This is a genomic window from Actinoplanes sp. CA-252034 (assembly GCF_050956125.1).
Taxonomy (GTDB): domain Bacteria; phylum Actinomycetota; class Actinomycetes; order Mycobacteriales; family Micromonosporaceae; genus Actinoplanes.
In genome coordinates, this window is sequence record NZ_CP191846.1 from 7,335,495 (window position 1) to 7,356,334 (window position 20,840).

The window sequence follows — 20,840 nt, forward strand, 5'->3', positions numbered from 1 at the left end:
GAGCCCGCCGTCACTACGCGAGCGGTTCCAGGGTCCAGAGGATGTCGGGCGGGCGGACCCGGGCGCAGCGGGGCCCGCCGTCCGGGCCGGTGAGCCCGAGCCGGCCGACCAGGGCTCCGTCGCCGGCGGCCGCGGTTCGCAGCAGGTCACCGGGGATGTCGCCGAACATCAGCTTCGCCCGCCGGAAGCCGGCGAACACGCCGGTGTCGGTGGCGCCCCAGCTCAGATACAGGAACCGGGCTCCGGGCCGCCCGTGCACCCAGGGCCCGCCGACGTCGATGAGATCGCCCACCTCGCGGCTGTCGACCTCCAGCTCCCAGACCGCCCGGTCCTCGTGCACCGCGACCAGGTCGACGACCTCCTTGCGCCGCTGGACGCCGACCTGCACGCCACCGAGCCGCAACGCCTCGGCCTGTGGCGCCCCGGCCCGCCCGGGCAGGTCATCCCCCTCGATCCGGATCCGCATCCCCCGACTCTAGACACCTTGAAGTCAGGTCGGCGTCGGCACAGCGTGGCCATGACCTGTCGTAGAGCGTCGTGGGCGGTGATGGCGCACGCCGGGCGCGGACGGCCGGGCGGCGCTAGTGTGCGTTCATGGAGGGTGCCGGCGGGGCGTCGTGCGAGGGCACCGTGCTCCGGTTCTGGTATGCCGATCCTCTTCACCTGCTGGCCGGTGTCCGGCTGTGGTCGTCGGCCATCCGTGCTGACCTGGCCTTCAACGCCGATCTCGGCGCCTGGGAGCTGTCCTGTGCGCGGCCGCCACTGTGGCGTCTCGACTATCACTTCGAGCTGACCGGCCCGGACGGCGAGACGCGCGGCAGCGGCCCGGCCGAGCTGCGGTGTCCCGGTTATGCCGAGCCGGACTGGCTCGCGACGGCGCCCGCTGCGGGGACCTGGCGGCGGATGCGGCTGCCGGGCCGGACGGCGCGCGTCTGGTCGCCGGTGGACGACACCGACCGGGTTCTGGTGGCGCACGACGGCCCTGAGTACGATCTCCGCGGCCGGCTGGGCGACTACACGGCGGCGGCGATCGGATCGGGGCGCGTCCGGCCGTACCATCTGGTGCTCCTGGAACCGGGCCCGGCGCGGGAGAGGATCTATTCGGCCGATCCCGGATATGCCTTTCTCCTGGCGCTGGATCTTTTGCCACGGATCCGGGCGCGGCTCTGCGCCGGCCCGGTCGTCGGTGCCGGGGCGAGTCTCGGCGCGCTCGCGATGGCGCACGCGCAATGGCGTTTTCCGGATTCGTTCGCGGGATTGTTCCTGCAGTCGAGCAGTTATTTCCGGGCGCGGCTGGACGGGCAGGAGGCCGGGTTCCGGTATTTCCGGCGGATCGTCCGTTTCACCGGCCTGATGCGGCACCGGGAGAAGGGGCCGGGGGTTCCGGTGACCCTGACGTGCGGCGCCGCCGAGGAGAACCTCGGGAACAACCGCGAAATGGCGGATGCGCTGCGCGGACAAGGGTATGCCGTGGATTTCGCGGAGACCCCGGACGCACATACCTGGACGGGGTGGCGGGATGCCCTGCACCCGCATCTGACCGGCCTGCTGCGGCGGGTGTGGACCTAAGGGGAGGCGATGTGGCCGACGTCGAGCACACCATCGGCATGTTGCTGGGCACCGAGGACGATTGGCCGCGGGCCTACGAGGCGCTGCTGCGACGGCTGGGCGTGGTCTCGGGCGCGGACGGGCGCAGCCATCGGGCCCGTTCGGTACGGGTGACGATCGAGCCGTTCAACCTGCGTGACAATCCGAGGCACGACCTGGTCATCGACCGTCTGGCGTACTGGTACTACCACCCGCGCGAGTGGCTCAAGAAGATCGCGTTGATGGACGACGTCTACCTGTTGAACAGTCCTTTCACGTTTCAGTCGATGGAGAAGCACGCGGCCTACTGCGCGATGATGCGGCTGGGGCTGAAGGTGCCGGAGACGGTTCTCGTGCCGTTCAAGAATCCGCTGGAGAACTCGCGGTGGGCCTATACGGCGGCGCGTTACAACCGTCCTTTCGACCTGGAGGCGACGGCCGCTGCGGTGGGTTATCCGCTGTGGATGAAACCGTATGACGGCGGCGCCTGGGTGGGGGTCTCGAAGATCCGGAACCCGGCCGAGTTGCACGCCGCCTATGACGCGTCGGGTGAGCGGTTGATGCATCTGCAGGCGTCGGTCGAGGGCTATGACGTGTTCGCCCGGAGCCTGAGCATCGGGCCGGAGACGATGGTGATGAAGTTCCGCCCGGAGCAGCCGATGCATGCCCGTTACGAGGTGGACCACAATTTCCTGTCGGCGGAGGCCGGCGACGAGGTGGTGACGATCTCCCGGCTGGTGAACGCGTTCTTCCGGTGGGAGTTCAATTCGTGTGAATCGCTGGTCCACGGCGACGACGTGCACCCGATCGACTATGCGAACGCGTGCCCGGACGTGTCGCTGACGTCGCTGCACTACTACTTCCCGTGGGCGATGACGGCGCTGCTGCGGTGGACGGTCTTCTGTGTGGTGACCGATCGGCGGCCGCGGCTGGACATGGACACGGCGGCGTATTTCGCGGTGGCCGACTCGGACCGGACGTATGCGGAGAAGCTGCTGGCCTACCGGGAGCTGGCCGACGACTACTTCGAGACGGAGAGGTACCGGGAGTTCTGCGAGAAGAGCCTGGGCAACGTGGAGGACATCGTCTACGACTGGGTCTCCTCCGACGAGTTCCACTCATTGCTACGCGAAACGGTCCGCGCCCACTACCCGGTTCACGAGCACGAGAAGTTCCTGGCCCACTTCGGCGGGCTGATCGATGCCTGGATCCGCGACCAGGGGCGTTGACGACTTAACACGTCCGCAACCAATATGTGTCCATGCATCTATGGGAGCGCTCCCGCAACATAGCCGCGATCTCTGTCCTCCTGATCGCCGGCGCAGCGGCGCCGGCCCTTGCCGAAGAAGTCGAACAGGTCGTCAACGGCGGTTTCGACAACGGCGCCGACCCGTTCTGGACCAACGCGGGCATGACGATCGGCCTGGCCGACGGCCGCGCCTGCGTCGACGTGCCCGGCGGCACGGTCAACCGCTGGGACGCCGCGGTCGGCCAGAACGACATCGACCTGGTCGCCGGCGAGACGTACCGGTTCAGCTTCGACGCGAGCGGCGACGCCGGCCACGTGGTGCGGGCCATCACCGGCCTCGCGGTCAGCCCCTACGACACCTATTTCGAGCAATCGCCGGTCCTCGGCGACTGGCAGCACTACGAGTGGACGTTCACCGCCAACGCGAGCACCGCGCAGGGCCAGGTGGCCTTCCAGGTCGGCGGCAGCCCCGACCCGTGGCGCTTCTGCGTCGACAACGTCTCGCTGGTCGGCGGTGTGCCGCCGGAGGTCTACGAGCCGGACACCGGCCCCCGCGTCCGCGTCAACCAGGTCGGTTACCTGCCGGACAGCCCGAAGACCGCGACGCTGGTCACCACCGCGACGACCGCGCTGCCCTGGGAGCTCCGCGACAGATCCGGCAAGGCCGTCCTGCGCGGCACCTCGGCGCCGCGCGGCGTCGACGCGTCCTCCGGCCAGAACGTCCACACGATCGACTTCGGAAAGTTCCGGAGAGCGACGAGCGGCCTCACCCTGGCCGCCGACGGCGAGGTCTCCCGGCCCTTCGACATCAAGCCGCGGGTGTACGACCAACTGCGCGCCGATTCGCTGAAGATGTACTACACGCAGCGCAGTGGCATCGAGATCCGTGACGACCTGCGACCGGGGTACGCCCGCCCGGCCGGTCACGTCGACGTGGCCCCAACAAGGGCGACGGCGCCGTCCCCTGCCAGCCGGGCGTCTGCGACTACACCCTGGACGTGCGCGGCGGCTGGTACGACGCCGGCGACCACGGCAAGTACGTCGTCAACGGCGGCATCTCGGTCTGGGGGCTGCTGGCCGAGTACGAGCACAACCGTGGCTCACGCAAGCTCGACCTGACCATCCCGGAGAGCGGGAACCGGGTCCCGGACATCCTCGACGAGGCCCGCTGGGAGCTGGAGTTCCTGCTGAGCATGCAGGTACCGGCCGGCAAGGCCAACGCCGGCCTGGTCCACCACAAGATCCACGACCAGGCGTGGACCGGCCTGCCGCTGCTGCCGCACCTCGACCCGCAGCCGCGTGAGCTGCACCCGGTCTCCACGGCCGCGACCCTCAACCTGGCGGCCACGGCGGCGCAGGCGGCGCGGATCTACGGCCGGTACGACCGGGCGTTCGCGACCCGGGCCCTGAGCGCGGCGCGGACCGCCTACGCCGCGGCCAAGGCGCACCCGGACCTGCTCGCGCCGGAGTCCGACGGGGTCGGCGGTGGCGCGTACAACGACACCAAGGTGAGCGACGACTTCTACTGGGCGGCGGCCGAGCTCTACCTGACCACCGGCGAGAGGAAGTACGCGGCCGACATCCTGGCCAGCCCGGAGCACACCGCCGACGTGTTCGGGCAGGTGGCGTTCGACTGGGCGTCCACCGCCGCGGCCGCGAAGATCGACCTGGCGCTGATCCCGAACCGGCTGCCCGGCCTGTCGAGCGTGAAGTCGCAGGTGGTCAAGGGTGCCGACAAGTACTTGGCCATCCAGCGGCAGCACCCGTACGGCGTCGCCTACTCCCCCGCGAACAACGTGTGGGACTGGGGCTCCAACAGCGCGATCGCCAACAACCTGGTGGTGGTCGCGGCCGCGCACCGGATCACCGGGCGGGACCGCTACCGTGACGGTCTGCTGACCGGCCTGGACTACCTGTTCGGCCGCAACGCGCTGAACATCTCCTACGTCACCGGGTACGGCGAGGTCGCCTCGCAGAACCAGCACAGCCGCTGGTACGCCGCACAACTCGACCCGTCCCTGCCGCACCCGCCGGCCGGCACCCTGGCCGGCGGACCGAACTCGTCGATTCAGGACCCGGTCGCGCAGAGCCTGCTCAAGGGCTGCACCGGCCAGTTCTGCTACGTCGACGACATCGGCTCGTGGGCGACCAACGAGCTGACCATCAACTGGAACGCGGCCCTGGCTCACCTGATCGGCTACGTGGCCGAACTCGACTGACATCTGTCAGTGCGCAGCGGGTCCCTCCCGTCCTAGGCTCGAGGCGAGGGCAGGGAGGGACCCGTTGCGCGCTCTACGTTTCGCCACCACGCTGTATCGTCGCCGCCTCGACATCGCCTACCACGGCTACGTCCACGGCGACCCGATGTCACGGCTGCACCTGGCGCCCGGCCGGCACGACCCCTACGCGATCTACGAGTCCATCCGCGCGCAGGGCGACCTGGTCCCGACCCGGCTCGGCAACTACGTGACCGCCGGTCACACGCTCTGCAACGCCGTCCTGCGGGACCGCCGGTTCGGGGTGGCCGCCTCGGCGACGAACGGGCCGGCCGCCCCGGGTCAGCAGGTCGACATGTCGTTCCTGGACCGCGATCCGCCCGACCACACCCGGCTGCGGCGGCTGGCCCAGCCGTCGTTCAGCCCGCGGCAGATCACCGGGTTCCGTCCGCAGGTCGAGCAGACCGTCGACAAGCTCCTCGGCACGGCCGCTGAGCAGGGCACGTTCGACCTGGTCAGCGGCTTCTCGGCGCCGCTGCCGATCGCCGTGATCAGCAGCCTTCTCGGGATTCCGGATCGGGACGAGGCCAGGTTCGCCCGGCACGGCGCCACCATCGGCAGCGCTTTGGACGGCATCCGGTCGCTGGGCCACGCCGCGCGGCTCCTGACCGCCAAGAGCGAGCTCGACGACGTGTTCGTCCGGCTGCTCGCCTCCCGGCGGGCGGCGCTGGAGGCCGGCGCGGAGCCTGTCGACGACGTGCTCGGCCGCATCCTGGCCGTCGAGGGCGACCAGATCCGGGAGCACGAGATCCTGCCGATGCTGGGCCTGCTGCTCGTGGCCGGGTTCGAGACCACGGTCAACCTGATCGGCAACGCGGTCAACGCCCTGCTCGACCACCCGGCCCAGTGGGCGGCGCTGTGCGCCGATCCGGCCCGGCTGGCAGGGCCGGCGATCGAGGAGACGCTGCGGTGGGATCCGCCGGTCCAGCGGACCGGCCGGTGCGCCCTGGAGGATCTGGAGCTGGCCGGGCGCCCGGTGCGGCGCGGCCAGTTCGTGGTGACGCTGATCGGCGCCACCGGCCGCGACCCGGTGGTCTACACCGATCCCGGCCGCTTCGACATCCACCGCACACCGGAGGCCGACCACCTGGCGTTCTCCAGCGGCATCCACTACTGCGTGGGCGCCCCGCTGGCCCGCCTGGAGGCGACCGTCGCGCTGCAACGGCTGGCCGAGCGGATGCCGGGGCTGCGCCGCGCCGGCGTGGTCCGCCGCCGCAGCTCCAGCCTGATCCGCGGCCCCCTACACTTCCCGGTGCGGATCAGCACGCGCTGACCATCCGTGCACCGCCACGGAGCGGCGCAGAACGCGCGACGGACCGCCCCGAGAGCGACGCACGGTCAGCGGTGAGCCGCCACCAGTGCGGTGAGACGGGCGATCAGCGCCTCACGGATCCCGCGCTCGGTAGGGTCGGTGACCGGCCACCACGGGCAGGCGACGTGGACGGCGACGACGCGGCCGGTGGCGAGCAGGCGCTCGCAGGCGGCCAGGACGTCGTCGGCCGAGGGGCCGTCCGGCACCGGGAAACGCAGGCGCGGCACCTCGGCGGCGTCGATGACGTCCAGGTCGACGTGCACGACGAGCGGGCCCGCCGGGGCGGTCTCGGCGGTCAGGTCGGCGACCGGAATGCGGCGGACCGCGCTGCCGGCCAGGTAGGCGGCCTCAGGCGGATCGATGTCACGGGCGTCGGCGAGCACGATCCGCTCCGGCGCGACAGGGCGCAGACCGAACCGGTCGGCATACTCCCCCGGGTGCGCGCCGGCGACCAGGCGCAGCGACATCCCGCCCAGGTACCCGGAGGCGCTGGACTCGACGGTGTGCAGGTCGGCGTGTGCGTCGAACCAGACGACCGCCGGATCGGCGCCACGACGCTGGACGCCGGCGACCACACCGCCGGCGATCAGGCAGTCCCCGGAGAGGACCAGGGGCAGCCCGCCGGCCCCGGCCACGGCGGCGGCGACCGCCTCGTACTCGGCGGCGAGCCGCTCCCAGCGGTCCACGCCGCCGGGGAAGTCCGGGTGCACGGTGGCGTCGGCGGGAGCCGGGATGTCGCCGTCGGGCAGCTGATCGTCCTGGTGGTACGGCACGAGAATGATCGTCACGGTCAGATTCTCCAGGCCGGCGGGCCGCTGGTCGAGCACAGGCCGAGCATCCCGGCGAGCCCGGTGAGCCGCAACTGGCGGTGCACGAACTCGCTGGGGTTGCGGACCACGAACCGGGTGCCCTGGTCACGGGCCGACTGATGCCCGCCGGCGAGCAGACCGATGCCCGTGGAGTCCATGAACGTCACGAGCGTCAGATCCAGGATCATCAGCCGGGGCCGGTCCCGGTGCAGTGCGTCCAGGATCGTCGCCCGCAGCGCGTCCACCGTGGTCACGTCGAGGCTTCCCCGGACGTCCATCACGGTCGCCCCGTCGGCCTGCTGTCGTGCCGTCATCGCGGCCCCGCTCATCACACGCCTCCGACCCCGGCGGACCACATGTCCGCGCCTCCGGCTCGCAGGCTCCCGCGCCGCGGCACGGGCGGGGCGCACACGGCGTACGCCGCAGAGGTTTTTGCGACACGGGGTCGTGGAAACCGCAACCGGAGAGACGGGTTTCGGCGCATCGCGCCGATCATCTTGCGGCGCGTCGTCGGCCGGGGTGACGGTGGCTGAACGATTGCTGAGAGGAGAGCCGATGGCCGGGCGGGGGATCTTCGCGGTACGGGACGTGCGATCGCTGATCTCGGAGACTTCCGAGGAGGGCACGCAGCTCAAACGGACAGTCGGGGCGACCCAGCTGACCGCCATGGGGGTCGGGGCGATCATCGGCACCGGCATCTTCGTGGTCATCGGCAAGGGCTCGTCGCTGGCCGGGCCGGCGGTGATCCTGTCGTTCGTGCTGGCCGCCGTGGCCTGCGCGTTCTCGGCGCTGTCGTATGCCGAGCTGGCGTCGTCGATCCCGGTCTCCGGCAGCGCCTACACCTACGCCTACGCGACGCTCGGCGAGCTGGTCGCCTGGATCATCGGCTGGGACCTGATCCTGGAGTACGGGGTGTCGGTCGCGGCGATCGCGGTCGGCTGGGGCGGCAACCTCAACGCGTTCCTGGACGCGGCGTTCGGCTACGCGCTGCCGGACGCGATCTCGGCGGCGCCCGAGGACGGTGGCGTGTTCAACCTGCCGGCCGTCTTCATCGTCCTGGCGATCACGTTGCTGCTGGTCCGCGGGGTGACCGAGAGCGTGCGCGTCAACCTGATCATGGTCGTGATCAAGCTGGTAGTGCTGGTGTTCTTCATCGCCATCGCCTTCGTCAACTTCAGCACCGACAACTTCACCCCGTTCGCGCCGGAGGGGGTGGACGGGGTGACGGCGGCCGCGGCGATCATCTTCTTCGCCTACATCGGGTTCGACGCCGTCTCCACCGGCAGCGAGGAGGCCCGCAACCCGGCGAAGGACCTGCCGCTCGCGATCCTCGGGTCGCTGCTGATCTGCACGGTCTTCTATGTGCTGACCGTGGTCGGCGCGATTGGCATCGCCACCCCGGCACAGATGGCGGAGTCGGACGCCCCGCTGGCCGCGGCCCTCGACCAGGGCGCCGGGATGACCTGGGCGGCGGCGATCCTGGCACTCGGGGCGGTCGTCGCGATCACCAGCGTGGTCCTGGTCATCTTCTACGGCCAGACCCGGATCTTCTTCGCGATGTGCCGCGACGGCCTGCTGCCGCGCCGCCTCGCCACGGTCAATCAGAGGTACGGGACACCCGCGCGCCTGACCATCGGCCTGGGCATCCTGATCGCGATCCTGGCCGCGCTGGTTCCCCTGGGCACCATCGTCGAACTGGTCAACATCGGCACCCTGTTCGCGTTCGTGCTGGTCAACATCGGCGTGATCGTGCTCCGCCGGACCCGGCCGGACATGCCCCGCCCGTACCGCGTGCCGTGGTCGCCGGCCCTGCCCCTGATCGGCATCGCCTTCGCCGTCTACCTGATGACCGACCTGCCCTGGGACACGTGGCTGCGGTTCGTCGCCTGGCTCGCGGTGGGCCTGGTGATCTATTTCGCGTACGGCTACCGCCACTCCCGCCTGCGCACCGCCCCCTCCGCCGACACGTCCACCGCGACGCCGCCCGCATCCACCGCGACGCCGTCCACATCCACCACGACGCCGTTCGGGTCCACCGCGACGCCGCCCGCAGGGTCCGGGCCCGAGGCGCCGCCGGCCGGTCCGTCGCGATCCGATGACGACGGGACGAGATCGTGACGGCCCCGGCGTCGGGGCCGGTGATCGTCGGCGTCGACGGCGGAACGTCGTCCGCTGACGCGCTGGCCCTGGGTGGCTGGGCAGCCACCACCCTGGGGGTGCCGCTGGTGGTCGCGGCCGTGCACGCGGCCCCGTCGGCGATCGGCTCGGGCCGGGTCGACGCCGAGTGGATCAGCGACCGCCGGGTCGCCGCCGAACGGGCGCTGGACGAGGCCCGTGCCCAGCACACGGCGCCCGCCGAGTACCGGGTGATCGCCTCCAGCTCAGCCGCGCACGGCCTGCACGACCTGGCCGAACAACTGGGGGCGGCGCTGATCGTGGTCGGTTCGGCGGCGACCGCGGCGAACGCCCGCACGTTCGCCGGCAGCACCGCCGAACGCCTGCTGGCCGGCAGCGTCTGCCCGGTGGCGGTGGCCCCGGCCGGCATGCCCACCCCACCGGGGACGCTCGGCCGCATCGGCGTCGCCTACGTCGACACTCCCGACGGGCGTGCGGCCCTGGAGACGGCGGCCCGGCTGGCGATCCGCACCGCGACCCCGTTGCGGCTGGTCACGGTGGTCGCCCGCGGCGACGCGGCCCGCCCTTTCCTGCTGGGCACGGACGCGGAGCGGGCGTTCCTGGACACGGCCCGCGAGTCGTACGAGGAGGCCCTGCGCCGGGCCGCAGCATCGGTCCCGGACGTCACCGCGGAGTGGGAGGTGCGCTCCGGCGACGTGGTCGAGTCACTGGCCGAACTGGACGACGTCGACGTGCTGTTCTGCGGCTCCCGGGGCTACGGCCCGGCCCGCCGGGTCCTGCTCGGCGGCGTCTCGGCCCGTCTGCTCCGCCGAGCCCGCCGCCCGGTGGTGGTCGTCCCCCGCGCCGCCTGACACTCCGCGCCCCGGGAGACTCGAGCGCCGCCTGAGACTCTCGTATTCGCCGGCCAGGCGCGAGGCGACCGACGCGGTCGGGTGCCGTAACCGAAGAGGAGAACCAAGCCCGTCCGCCGGTCAGGCGCGATGGCGACCGACGTGGTCGGTGTCGTCGCCGAAGGGCAGAGCCGGGTCGGCGGCGACGGCGGAGGTCGGGGCGGCGGCGGCCCGCTCGTCCCACGGGGAGACGGTGGGTGGGCGGCGCTCGGCCGGTTCGAGCTCGCGCAGTGGGACGTACACCCGGGCGTCGACGGCCTCGGCCAGCAGCAGAGCCGCGACCAGCGCCGTGGGACGCTCGGCCGGGTCCCGGGCCAGGCAGCGGGAGCACAGGTCGAGCACCTCGGGCGGCAGGAACTCCAGGTGCGGCAGGGGTTCGGGGTCGGCGAAGCGCTGGGCCACGACCATCTCGGTGTGGGTGCGCGCCGACCAGGGCAGGCGGCCGGCGAGGCAGTGGTAGAGCAGGGTGCCGAGGGCGAACATGTCGGCGGCCGGGGTGGCCGGGTGGCCCTCGAAGCGTTCCGGGGCGATGTAGGCGGGGTGCCCATGACCGGGCCGTCCGGGTCGACCTCGGGCGAGCCGACCATGGCGGCGATGCCGAAGTCGAGGACCTTCGCGCCGGACGGGGTGAGCATGATGTTGGCCGGTTTGATGTCGCGGTGCACCACGTTCTCGGCGTGGGCGGCGGCCAGGGCAGCCGCGACCTCGGCGCAGATGCGCACCCCGATGCGCCAGTCGATCGGGCCCCCGGCGAGATGCTCGCTGAGGGTCTGCCCTTCGACCAGCTCCATCACGATGTACGGCACCTCGCGCTCGGCCCCGGGCGAGGTCCCGAAGTCGTGCACCCCGGCGACGTTGGGGTGGGCCAGACGTGCCGCGGATCGGGCTTCGGCGCGGACCAGAGCCACCCCGGTCTCGCCGAGGGTGCCCTCCACAGCCGGATGCATGATCTTGACGGCGACCGGGCGGTCGAGGACCCGGTCGTGACCGCGCCACACCTCCGACATGCCGCCCAGGCCGATCCGGTTGACCAGTCGGTACCGGCCGCCGAGCGTCCGCATCCGCACCCCCTGTCGCAGTGTTCAGGGGCTGCCGTTACCCGGCCGCGCCGGGCACAAAACAACACCCACCCGCACGTGACAGAGAAATGGCGGAGCCCGTCACCTTGTGGGTGGGGACTCCGCCACTCGACAGTGCGGCCGTGTTTCGCGCCCACCTGACGTCGACGACGACGTTAGGTCATCGCCCCGGAGGGCCCTGAACCGGCCCCCACCTGGGGTGATCACGCTCTCATGTGATCATCCTGTGCCCGCGGGCGATCACTCTGTGTCAGAACAACTCGGTACGCAGATCGTGCGCCCCGTCCGGCCGGGTGGCCTCGTAGTAGAGCCGCTGACGGCCGTCGGGCAGCGCGACCAGGCTGAGGTAGCGCAGGCCGTGCGGCTCGTGCGGGCTGCCGACCGGCTCCCGTTCCTCGGCGGTGAGCTGCCCGAACGTGCCGTCTGGCAGCCGCACGCCGTGGGCGACGCCGGTGCGCTCCTCCCAGTTCTCCCCGGCCGTGGCCCGGCCGTCGTAGGAGGCGATGATCCGGTCGCCGTCGACGACCACCGACGAGACGCGCACACCGCGGGCGTCCCATTCGCCGGGGCGCCCGGCCAGCGCGGTCCGCACCCACGTCCAGTGGACGCCGTCGGGGCTGGTGGCGTACTCGGTGGTCATCCGGTCGGCGTCGTCCCACGAGTCGAGGGGGTGCACGGACGCCCACAGGTGCCACCCGTGCTCGTCGTGGTGCAGCACCGGATCCTTGACGCCGGCGGTCTCGTCACCGGCCAGCACGGTGCGCGGCTCGGCGTCGGCCAGCCCTTCCGGGGTGTCGGCCTCGATCAGGTCGACCCGCCAGTGCTTGGTGCCGGGGGTGGCGGCACTGACGTAGAGCCGCCACCGCCCGCCGGGGGTGCGGACCAGCGCGGGCCGCTCGAGCGACTCGGCGCCGAACCGGTCCTTGCTGATCTCGGCGACGACGGTGAACGTGAGGCCGTCGGCCGAGCGGGCCACCACGTTGGCGATCCCGCGGCCGGCGCCGATCGGGAGCCGCAGACGGTACGCCAGGTAGACGTGCCCGTCGGCGTGAACCGTACTGGGGGCGCCGGACCAGGCGCCCGGCTCGGATCCGGGCGGCTCGACCACCACGGTGGCGTCGTCCCAGCCGGGCAGTGGCAGAGCGGTGGTTCCGATGGTCAACGCGGCTCCCCTGGGTAGTCGGGCGACGAACCCGTCAAGTTTGCATCATCTATCGAGCATATAGGGTTTACGAGGTTCTGGCGTGTCGGTCGAGACTGAGCCAGTCGTCGTACCGTTCGCCGGTGACATCCTGCAACAGGGCGATGTCCTCGGAGAAGTAGGGAAGCAGAGCGGCCCTCTCCTCGGGCGTGGTGACCGGCCGGTTCCCCTTCGTACGGTGCAGCAGGGTGAGCAGCGGACCACGGGCGGCCAGGCGCAGCGGCACCGGGAACCGATGCCCGAAGTCACCGCCGGCCCGCAGCAGCCCGCGCAGCACCCGGTTGACCCCGTTGTCCTCGACGTAGTGCCGGTTGACGTTCTCCTTGGGGATGGCGGTCAGGATGCCGGTGCGCACCCCCAGGAAGGAGCAGACCCGGTCGAGGGTCTCGGCCGGGTTGTCCTTGAGGTCGCGGTAGCGCAGTAGGAGCACCTGGTCACGGGAGAACCGCTGGTAGAGGTGCTGGAGCTGCCGGCCGTAGAGCCCGAGCCCGATGTAGTGCCAGAAGTCGGCCCAGTGTCGGGCCTTGCGCGACTCCTCGGCGCGGCAGGCGGCGAGGAAGTCAGCCTCCTCCTCGAGGCCGGCGACCCACAGATGGGTCCAGTTGGAGTGGGCGCGGTCGACCGGGTCGCGCAGCAGGATGATCAGCTTCACGTCCGGGATGAGCGCCTGGATGCGGTCGTGGGCCTTCAGGTCGTACAGGTAGAAGGGTGTGGCCTCGCCCTTGAGGGCTTCGGGCGGCGCCGCGGCGAAGAGCCTCTCGTAGGCGGGGCGGCGCCAGATGTGCTCCTGGTAGGTCTGCACGTCGCCGGGGCCGCCCACGGTGGGCGGCGGGCCGTCGGAGAGGAAGAACTTCGGCTCCTTGACCGGCGACAGGTAGAGGTCGGGGTGACCGGTCAGCGCGGCGTGCAGGGCGGTGGTCCCGGCTTTGGGCACACCGGCGATCAGGAAGTCGGGAAGAGACATGCGGATCCCCTCGGCTCAAAAGTGAGACTTAGCCTACAGATCCACTAGGATTTCGCACCGTCCTCCGTGGCGGACATCTCTCACCGCTCGCCCCTGTGGCGGACACCTCGTTCGGCCATGATGCCCGTTCCGGACCGCGAGGACGCCCAGAAACAGCGAACCGACGGGTAACCGTCGACCCCGGTCCGGCGGCGCGGCCGAGGGGCGCATCGGCCGACCCGGCGAGCGCCGGACGATCACCGCTCCCCCGAACGGCGGAGGCCGGTCAGGCGCCGCCACCAGGGCACGGTCGAGCGGTATCGCCGGCAGCGGCCGGTCGGGCAAAGGGCACATTCAGTGCCGGATCGGTAGTGCTCGTGCGCCCGGTAGGGGTGCCCACAGACGCAGAGTCCGGATTCAGTCGCCATCACTCCACCAACGGCTCACAGCGACGCAGGCCACGCGCTCTCAATGAGATCGATGCTAGCGCTCACCGAATGCAACTACGCCTTCACCATGGCCGGAGGATCGCAGTCACATTGAGTGACTGTCGTGTGCCGGCTCGTAGAAATCGTCACTGAACCGACTTGTCCGGATTTAAGGAACTTCTCCGTTATCTCGCGTATTCGCCGTCGGCGCTCCCCGTCGCCCTGCCAAGTCCACCGATGTCCATTACTAACAGTGATATCAGGCAGGAACCTTCACGATGCGGACACCCTCATCAGCAGGCACTTCACGTGACTGTGACCCTCGCAGCCCTCGCAGACTGTTGACGCTGCGTAATCCGTTGCTAGTTTGATCACTCGAAGCGAGCGGCCGTGCAGATCCCGCCAGGGACGCTCGTCGCACCGGTCGTATTGCCGCCCCCGGAAGGGACCGACATGGAGTTCTCGCACGTGAATCCGAACACCGACAGTGACCGACTGCAGTCACCGACAGTAAGCGTCGTCATTCCGACGCTGAATGAGGAGCGAAACCTTCCCCACGTTTTCGCGAAGCTGCCGCCGATGATCACCGAGGTGGTCGTCGTCGACGGGGGCTCCAAGGACCGCACCGTCGAGGTGGCGCGGCAGCTCCGACCGGACGCGGTGATCGTGCAGCAGACCCGTACCGGCAAGGGCAACGCTCTGGCCTGCGGTTTTGCGGCCTGCACCGGCGACATCATCGTGATGATCGACGCGGACGGATCGACCGACCCGGCGGAGATCCCGCTCTTCGTCGAGAAGTTGCTCCGCGGCGACCACTTCGTGAAGGGCTCCCGGTTCAGCCACGGCGGTCACAGCCACGACATCACCCGGCTGCGCAAGCTCGGCAACGACGGCCTCAACCTCGTCGTGAACATCCTGTTCCGGACCCACTTCACCGACCTGTGCTACGGCTACAACGCCTTCTGGCGCTCGGTCGTGCCGGCCCTGGACCTGCCGGACGTGGACCTGCCCCGCCCGGCCGGCGGCCAGAAGCTGTGGGGCGACGGCTTCGAGATCGAGACGATGATCAACATTCGGGCGGTCGCCGAGAAGCTCAAGGTCGGCGAGGTCGGCAGCATCGAGCACGAGCGGATCTTCGGGCAGAGCAACCTCAACACCTTCCGCGACGGCTTCCGGGTGCTGCGGACCATCTTCAGCGAGTACGGCCGGATGAACGGCCGTCGCCGGCGCGGCCTGCGCCCGTTCGTGGAGAGCCTGCGCCTGACCGCCGCCAAGCCGCAGTCGCAGGTCCGCACCGCCGCGCCCCGGCACGCCACCGATCCCCGCCGCGAGGCCGCGCCGCTCAACCGGGCCGCCCGGTCACGAGTCCCGCTCGACGACTGACCGCACGCGACGAGCCACAGGAGCCCTCCCCCCGTGAACCCCCTGAACACCCCCCTCGCCACGACCATCGTCATCCCGACCTACTCCGAGGTGCGCTGGGAGTACCTGAACCGGGTGCTCGCCTCGGCCCGGTCACAGACCCACACGCCGGCCGAGATCGTCGTGGTCGTCGACCACAACCCGGCGATGTTCGAGCGGATCCAGCGTGAGCTGCCCGGCATCACGGTCCTGCAGAACGCGTACGCCCAGGGCGTCTCCGGCAACCGCAACACCGGCGCGTTCCACGCCCGTACGCCGCTGATCGCGTTCCTGGACGACGACATCATCGCCGACGAGAACTGGCTGGCCCGCCAGATCGAGCCGTTCACCGACCCCTCCGTGGTCGGCACCGGCGGCGCGATCCGGCCCGCCTTCCAGGGCCGGGCGCCACGGTGGATGCCCGCCGAGTTCCTGTGGGCGGTCGGTGGCTCGTACGAGGGGATGCCGACGCGGACCTCGCCGATCCGCAACGTCTGGTCGGCCAACATGATCGTCCGCAAGGACGCCTTCGAGCGGGCCGGCGGGTTCCGGGTGGGCTTCGGCAAGCTCGGGTCCCGTAACCGGCCCGAGGACACCGACCTGTGCCTGCGCATGAGCAGGGTCAGCGGGGGCCGCTGGATGTACGTGCCGAGCGCGGTCATCCAGCACGAGGTGCCGGCCGAGCGGGCCAGCTTCCGCTTCTTCGTGCGCCGCTGCTACGCCGAGGGCCGCGGCAAGGTGCAGATGGCCGGCCTGCACGAGAACGACGCCCTCGGCGCCGAGAAGAACTACCTGTGGTCGCTGCCCCGGGCGATGTTCCGGCACCTGGCAGCCGGTCTGACCGGCCGTGGATCGGACCACTTCCTGCGCGCCGGCGGTGTGGTCGCCGGTGTCGCCGCCGCCGGATTCGGTGGCGTCGTCGAAACCGTCAGCTCCCGGCGGCTCGGCCGTCGTACCCCGGTGGAGGCCACCCCGTGACCGCGACATTCCCGGCCGCTCCGCGGCTCGACGACACCGGCGTCCTGCCGGCCGTCGTCCTCGACCTCGACATCGCCGAACCGCTGCCGGCGATCGCCGCGACCGCGCCCGACGGCCGGCGGGTCCAGCAGGCCTGGGCCCTGGTCCGGCTGTTCACCGAGCCGCTCGGCACCCTGATGCTCGACGTGCCGGAGCACGGCCTGTCCCCCGAGGCACTGGCCGCGGCGATCGACACCGAGCTCGGCGACGTGCTGCGCCCCCGGCTCGACGGCGCACCGGTGCCGTCGGGTGGGATCGTCCCGGACCGGGAGCCCACCTTCCTGGCGAGCCGGCGCGCGGCGCTGGCCGTGGCACCGGACATCACCGTGGTGATCTGCACCCGGGAGCGGCCCGGCGCGCTGGCCCGCTGCCTGGACAGCCTGCTCGCCCAGGTGCACCTGCCGGCCCGGATCGTGGTCGTCGACAACGCACCGGCCACCGAGGCGACCGCCGAGGTGGTCCGGTCGGCGGCCCGTCGCGGCCCGATCGAGTACCTGCGGGAGCCGAAGGCGGGCCTGTCGTTCGCCCGCAACACCGCCGAGGCGGCCACCCGTGGCGAGATCGTGGCGTGGCTCGACGACGACGAGCTGGCCGACCGGTACTGGCTGGCCGAGGTGGCGCGCGCGCTGGTCGACAACCCGGACGCCGACGTGATCTCCGGTGTGATCGTGCCGGCTGAGCTGGAGACCCGGGCGCAGGTCTGGTTCGAGCAGTTCGGCGGGCACAGCAAGGGCCGTGGCTTCCGTCCGGCCACGTTCGGCCCGCACACCGCGCACCTGCAGAGCCCGCTCTACCCGCTGCCGCCGTTCGGCACCGGCGCGAACATGACGTTCCGGCCCGGCGTGATCGAGCGGATCGGCGGCTGGGACACCGCGCTCGGGGCCGGCACCCCGGCCATGGGCTCCGAGGACACCCTCGCGTTCACCCAGGTGCTGCTGGCCGGCGGGACGATCGTCTACCAGCCGACCGCGGTGACCCACCACTTCCACCGGCGCGACTTCGAGGGCCTGCACAAGCAGATGGTCGGGTACGGCACGGGGCTGACCGCGGCGTACACCGGACTGCTGCTGGGACGGCCGGGACTGCTGTGGCCGCTGATCCGGCTGGCCCCAACGGCGCTGCGCGATCTCACCGGCGCCGACAGCCTGCGGGTGTCGACTCTGCGGGCCGATTTCCCACGTGAGCTGCTCACGGCCAACCGGCGGGGGATGATGGCCGGACCGGGTGCGTACCTGCGAGGACGCCGCGCGGCCCGGGCGAAACTGCGCGCTGCCCGCTGACCGGGCGCGGGTGGAGCCCGCGCCGAGAACCCGAACTGTGGAGGGTCTTTTCATGGGGGACCAGCCGACGCCCGCCGAGGATGGGGCGCCGGAGGAGGCGGTGACCGCCGAGGACGAGACGGCGGAAGAGGCGCCGCCCGCCGAGGACGAGACGGGGGTGGAGCCACCGCCGGCCGAGGACGAGACGGCAGAAGTGGCGCCGCCCGCCGAGGACGAGACGGCAGAAGTGGCGCCGCCCGCCGAGGACGAACCGGCGGAAGAGGCGCCGCCCGCCGAGTCGGTCGAGGAGTCATCGCGACCTGACGAGGCGGCCACGGCCGAGAAACCGTCGCCGGGCGAGGAGACGGTCGTCCTCAGGGCGGCCGAGCCGGCGGCGAAGCAGAGCGACGACACCGTCATCCTGAGTGCCGCCGCTGGTAGGAGGACGAACGACGACACGGTCGTCATCCGCCTGCCCACCGCGCCGCCGACCGGCGCCAGGGCGAGACCCGGCGTCAGCGCCCTGACCACGGTACGCAAGCAGGCGGGTGAAGAGACCGTCGTCATCACGCTGCCGCAGCCCGCGACGAGGGAGCCCGGGGACGAGACCGTCGTCCTCCGGCTGCCCGTCGAACCGGAGCCCCGCCCACGTGACGTCTACTCCCTGGGGTGGGCGCCGTGGGTGCTCGCGGTGTCCAGCTTCGGCGTGGTCCTGGTCGCGCTCGCCTACGCCGGCGGCCGGCACGAGGCCGGCTGGGCGATGGCCGCCTACTGGACCGGTCAGATCATCGTCTTCTCCCCCGTGGTGTTCCGGCTGCTGAGCCGGCTGGCCGGGGTGGGCGAGTCGTTCGTGCTGGTGATGGGCCTGGCCGCGAACCAGTACATGCTCAAGTGGATGTACAGCCCCGACCAGTTCCGGTTCCCCGACGAGCTGCAGCACTGGCTGGCCACCACCCTGATCACCGAGTCCGGCGACCTGTTCCGGCCGAACAACGCCCTGCCGCCGGCCGTGCACTTCCCCGGACTGGCCGAGATGGGCGCCGGGCTGTCGCTGCTCACCGGGCTGCCGGTGACCGCGGCCGGGACCATCGTGGCCGGCGTCGCACACCTGGTCTTCGTGGGCCTGCTGTTCGCCGCCGTGCTGCGGGCCGGCAACTCCCCGGCGATGGCCGGGGTCGCCTGCGTGACCTACGCGACGGCCATGCACTACCTGTTCTTCAATTCGATGTTCCTGTACGCGACCGCCGCGCTGCCGTACTTCATGCTGACCGTCTGGGCGCACCGCCGCTGGCGTACCGGAGGCGGACCGCGGTTCCTGGCGCTGGCCGTCGTGGGCATCGCGATGACGACGGTCAGCCACCACGTGACGGCGTTCGCGCTGGTCGCCACGCTGCTGCTGCTCGCCGTGACGGAACTGGCCCTGGACCGGCCGCGGCCGTGGGCGACGTTGATCCCGCCGGCCGTGGCCCTGACGGTGGTGTGCGCCTGGATCGGGCTGGTGGGGCGCGACGTGATCGCGTACCTGGAGGCGCCGGTGCAGCGGCTGGCCACCGCGCTGAGCCAGATGTTCGGCGGCGGGGGCGAGCCGGCCGGCGCCAGCGAGCCGGTTCCGCTCACCCAGCTCGCGGTGCAGGGCCTGGGCCTGCTGGGTCTGTTCGTGCTGTTCCTGGCGGTGGCGCGGGACATGATCCTGCGCAAGGACCGGGACACCTGGCGGTGGGCGGCGCTCGTCGGCGGTGCCGTGTTCTTCGCCGGCAACGGGGCCCGGTTCCTCGGCGCGGGCGGCCCGGAGATCGCCGGCCGGCTGTCGACCTTCACCTACGTCCCGATGTCGATCATCGCGGCGATCGCGATCGTGCACGCCGTACGGATCATCCCGGACAAGGACGAGAACGGACGGCGCTGGCTCTCCGTGCCCCCTCCGGGAATCGCCATCACCACCGGGCGGCGCCTGACCAACCAGGTGTACGTCGGCACCACGCTTCTCACCCTGCTCATGATCGGCGCGCGGACCGGGGGCTGGCCGCCGGTGTCGGCGCTGCTGCCGGGGCCGTACATGCCGGCCGCCTACGAGCGGTCGGTGGACGCCTACGGGGTGGACTCGGCTCACTGGCAGGCGGAGAACCTGCCGCCGCACACCAGGGTCGGCGGCGACATCACCGCGGTGGCGCTCTCCTCGACTTACGGCCGGACCGACCCGGTTCGTGAGGTCGGCCCGCTCTACTGGGCGGACTGGTGGTCCGCGACCGAGGAGGAGACGGCCCGCCGACTGGCGATCGGCTACCTGGTCGTGGACCGGCGGCTGGGTGACTCGGTGCCGGTGGACAACGCGTACTTCCAGGACGACCCGATGGCCGGGCGGATCACCGAACCGCTCAGTGAGGCCCAGTTGGGCAAGTTCGACCTGATCGCGGAGATGTCGCGGGTCTACGACAACGGCGTGGTGCGGATCTACCGTCTGGAGGCCTCATGAATCCGGTACGCGCCGGGGCGCTGGCCGGCCTGACGGTCGCGGCGGCGGTCGCCGTCGAGCTCGGGCCGCTGCCGGTGTCGCTGCCGGGTGGGCTCCTGCTCGCGTTCGTGCTGCCCGGGTTCGCGCTCGGCGAGGCGATCTTCCGGCCCGGCCGGCGCGACATCGGCGTGGTCGAGCGGGCCGTGCTGGCGCCGGCGCTGAGCCTGGCCGTGCTGGTGCTCGGCGGCCTGATCCTCTGGGCCGCCGGCGGCCACCTCAACCGGACCAGCTGGACCCTGGTGTGCGCGGTGACCACGCTGATCGCGGCCGGTGCCGCCTACTACCGGACGCTGCGGGCCGAACCGGCGGCGCCGGGCGGGGAGCGCGCCGCGGGGCCGGCGAAGAGCGTCCAGGAGCGGCTGATCCGGGACGTGCTGCCGCTGGCCCTGGCGGTGCTGCTGGTCGCCGGGGCGGGCGTGTGGTCGTACGCCGACTCGGTCCACACCCACGATGTGCCGGTCAGCACCCTGTCGGCACAGCCGCCCGGGCCGGTCGACGCCGACGGCAACCGGGCCGTGCGGGTGGCGGCGACCGGCCTGGCCGCCGGTGAGTGGACCATGGTGCTCAGCGATCCGGCCGGGGTGGAGGTGGGCCGGCAGGAGGTGACGCCGGACGGTGACGGCGACTGGTCCGGGCAGATCAGCGTGCCGGGCGATCAGCGGGTGACGGTCGGCCTGTTCCGCGGTGGCGAGGCGGCCGCGTTCCGTACGCTGATCATCGCCGCAGTCCCCTAGCAGCGCA

Annotated in this window: 16 protein-coding genes and 2 pseudogenes; 12 read left to right on the top strand and 6 right to left on the bottom strand. The window is 71.5% G+C overall.

Features of this window, described 5'->3' with window-relative positions; all coding sequences use genetic code 11:
- Positions 1-13: 13 nt before the first annotated feature.
- Positions 14-466 carry a DUF5990 family protein gene (locus ACQPZW_RS33340; protein WP_433789984.1) on the bottom strand — a complete coding sequence of 151 codons (453 nt, stop codon included), beginning with the start codon at positions 464-466 and terminating at the stop codon, positions 14-16.
- Between the two features lie 128 nt (positions 467-594).
- On the opposite strand from ACQPZW_RS33340, the gene ACQPZW_RS33345 reads away from it, so the two are divergent.
- The 5 genes and pseudogenes from ACQPZW_RS33345 to ACQPZW_RS33365 all read left to right on the top strand — a co-directional run bounded on the left by ACQPZW_RS33345 (position 595) and on the right by ACQPZW_RS33365 (position 6,385).
- Positions 595-1,569 carry an alpha/beta hydrolase gene (locus tag ACQPZW_RS33345; protein WP_433789985.1) on the top strand — a complete coding sequence of 325 codons (975 nt, stop codon included), beginning with the start codon at positions 595-597 and terminating at the stop codon, positions 1,567-1,569.
- 11 nt (positions 1,570-1,580) lie between these two features.
- Positions 1,581-2,816, top strand: coding sequence for an ATP-grasp domain-containing protein (locus tag ACQPZW_RS33350; RefSeq protein ID WP_433789986.1), 1,236 nt, complete (start codon positions 1,581-1,583; stop codon positions 2,814-2,816).
- A gap of 182 nt (positions 2,817-2,998) precedes the next feature.
- Positions 2,999-3,565: pseudogene (locus tag ACQPZW_RS33355) on the top strand (cellulase N-terminal Ig-like domain-containing protein); the annotation flags it as partial.
- A 269-nt stretch (positions 3,566-3,834) separates the two neighbouring features.
- Positions 3,835-5,055, top strand: a complete 1,221-nt coding sequence (locus ACQPZW_RS33360; RefSeq protein ID WP_433789987.1) for a glycoside hydrolase family 9 protein — start codon at positions 3,835-3,837, stop codon at positions 5,053-5,055.
- Positions 5,056-5,119: 64 nt separating this feature from the next.
- A complete protein-coding gene (locus ACQPZW_RS33365) occupies positions 5,120-6,385 on the top strand; it encodes a cytochrome P450 (protein WP_433789988.1) in 1,266 nt (421 codons plus the stop codon).
- A gap of 65 nt (positions 6,386-6,450) precedes the next feature.
- Here ACQPZW_RS33365 and ACQPZW_RS33370 read toward each other — a convergent pair whose 3' ends face one another.
- Positions 6,451-7,251: an arginase family protein gene (locus tag ACQPZW_RS33370; protein ID WP_433789989.1), complete on the bottom strand. Its 801-nt coding sequence runs from the start codon at positions 7,249-7,251 to the stop codon at positions 6,451-6,453.
- Positions 7,215-7,562 carry an STAS domain-containing protein gene (locus ACQPZW_RS33375; protein ID WP_433789990.1) on the bottom strand — a complete coding sequence of 116 codons (348 nt, stop codon included), beginning with the start codon at positions 7,560-7,562 and terminating at the stop codon, positions 7,215-7,217. The genes ACQPZW_RS33370 and ACQPZW_RS33375 overlap by 37 nt, the downstream gene beginning before the upstream one ends.
- Before the next feature lie 226 nt (positions 7,563-7,788).
- On the opposite strand from ACQPZW_RS33375, the gene ACQPZW_RS33380 reads away from it, so the two are divergent.
- Together ACQPZW_RS33380 and ACQPZW_RS33385 are read left to right on the top strand one after the other, a co-directional pair.
- Entirely contained in the window at positions 7,789-9,351 is a 1,563-nt protein-coding gene (locus ACQPZW_RS33380) for an amino acid permease (protein ID WP_433789991.1), read from the top strand.
- The gene (locus ACQPZW_RS33385) at positions 9,348-10,220 is read left to right on the top strand and encodes a universal stress protein (RefSeq protein ID WP_433789992.1); all 873 of its coding nucleotides are present in this window, start codon (positions 9,348-9,350) and stop codon (positions 10,218-10,220) included. The genes ACQPZW_RS33380 and ACQPZW_RS33385 overlap by 4 nt, the downstream gene beginning before the upstream one ends.
- 120 nt (positions 10,221-10,340) lie before the next feature.
- On the opposite strand, the pseudogene ACQPZW_RS33390 reads toward ACQPZW_RS33385, so the two are convergent.
- From ACQPZW_RS33390 to ACQPZW_RS33400, 3 genes and pseudogenes are all read right to left on the bottom strand, one after another.
- A pseudogene (locus ACQPZW_RS33390) lies at positions 10,341-11,320 on the bottom strand (serine/threonine-protein kinase).
- Positions 11,321-11,588: 268 nt separating this feature from the next.
- Complete coding sequence (locus tag ACQPZW_RS33395; RefSeq protein ID WP_433789993.1) at positions 11,589-12,500, bottom strand: hypothetical protein; 912 nt, start codon at positions 12,498-12,500, stop codon at positions 11,589-11,591.
- Positions 12,501-12,567: 67 nt separating this feature from the next.
- Positions 12,568-13,503 carry a sulfotransferase family protein gene (locus ACQPZW_RS33400; protein WP_433789994.1) on the bottom strand — a complete coding sequence of 312 codons (936 nt, stop codon included), beginning with the start codon at positions 13,501-13,503 and terminating at the stop codon, positions 12,568-12,570.
- A gap of 860 nt (positions 13,504-14,363) precedes the next feature.
- Between ACQPZW_RS33400 and ACQPZW_RS33405 the strand changes: the two genes are divergently transcribed.
- Genes ACQPZW_RS33405 through ACQPZW_RS33425 form a run of 5 tightly spaced genes read left to right on the top strand, consistent with a single transcriptional unit; the run spans position 14,364 to position 20,833 of the window.
- Positions 14,364-15,293 (top strand): glycosyltransferase family 2 protein, encoded by a 930-nt coding sequence (locus tag ACQPZW_RS33405; RefSeq protein ID WP_433789995.1) that lies wholly within the window; start codon positions 14,364-14,366, stop codon positions 15,291-15,293.
- Between the two features lie 33 nt (positions 15,294-15,326).
- The gene (locus ACQPZW_RS33410) at positions 15,327-16,289 is read left to right on the top strand and encodes a glycosyltransferase family 2 protein (protein ID WP_433789996.1); all 963 of its coding nucleotides are present in this window, start codon (positions 15,327-15,329) and stop codon (positions 16,287-16,289) included.
- On the top strand, positions 16,286-17,608 hold the full coding sequence (locus ACQPZW_RS33415) for a glycosyltransferase family 2 protein (RefSeq protein ID WP_433789997.1): 1,323 nt from the start codon (positions 16,286-16,288) through the stop codon (positions 17,606-17,608). Before ACQPZW_RS33410 ends, ACQPZW_RS33415 begins: the two co-directional genes overlap by 4 nt.
- A 52-nt stretch (positions 17,609-17,660) precedes the next feature.
- Positions 17,661-20,060: a hypothetical protein gene (locus ACQPZW_RS33420; RefSeq protein WP_433789998.1), complete on the top strand. Its 2,400-nt coding sequence runs from the start codon at positions 17,661-17,663 to the stop codon at positions 20,058-20,060.
- Positions 20,057-20,833 (top strand): DUF1616 domain-containing protein, encoded by a 777-nt coding sequence (locus ACQPZW_RS33425; RefSeq protein ID WP_433789999.1) that lies wholly within the window; start codon positions 20,057-20,059, stop codon positions 20,831-20,833. Before ACQPZW_RS33420 ends, ACQPZW_RS33425 begins: the two co-directional genes overlap by 4 nt.
- Positions 20,834-20,840: the final 7 nt, after the last annotated feature.